The 642-nt window shown below is 65.0% G+C and carries 1 protein-coding gene; it reads right to left on the minus strand.

Annotation, left to right across the window (positions count from 1 at the left end; all coding sequences use genetic code 11):
* Positions 1-437 (minus strand): hypothetical protein (locus EJI00_RS24935; RefSeq protein ID WP_221885078.1); only part of this gene is annotated, 437 nt, incomplete at its 3' end.
* Positions 438-642: the final 205 nt, after the last annotated feature.

A 642-nucleotide genomic window follows, 5' to 3' on the forward strand; every position in this document is an offset into this window, starting at 1 on the left:
TTCTCGCCGGTGACCATGTAGTTGACTTCCTTGAGCAGACCGTTCGTGAAGATGGAATGCAGGTCCGAGCCCCCGAGGGCCATGGTGCTTGCGGCGATCACGATCAAGGCGTTGCGGCTCATGCCGGCCACCAGGGCCATCATCGACTCGCGCGACTGGCCGGTGAGGATGCGAAAGCCCTGGATCAGAATCCAGAGCGTGAGCAGCACCAGTGCGACCGTGCTGACCCACTGCATGGCGCGGCCCATGAAATCGACGCCGAAGTCGCTGATTCGGCCGGACAGCCATTTGTAGATCAGACCGAAGACGAAGGCGCCGCCGCCGGCATCGGGCACTTGCGCATGGGCGGCGGCCATGGGCATCAGGGCGGCCATGGCGAATGCCGAGCGGACGGCGCCGCGCGGCAAGTTGGGATGGGCTTCAATGTGTTGCGACATGGGGTTCCCAGAGGGAAGTTTGTGCCCGGTGAAACGGGGCTACGGTTACTTGACGGCCAGCGCCGCGGCAATGGCGGCGGCTTGAACGAGTTGGCCCGGATTCATGCCGCCGAAGCTGCCGGCACTGCCCCCGCCGCCCCCGCTGCCCTTCATCGCCGTCTTGGTGAGCGTGTTCTGCTGGCCTTCGTGGAATTTGATGGCCGCG

It is taken from the genome of Variovorax sp. DXTD-1, assembly GCF_003984625.1.
In the GTDB taxonomy this organism is placed as follows: Bacteria; Pseudomonadota; Gammaproteobacteria; order Burkholderiales; family Burkholderiaceae_C; genus Variovorax.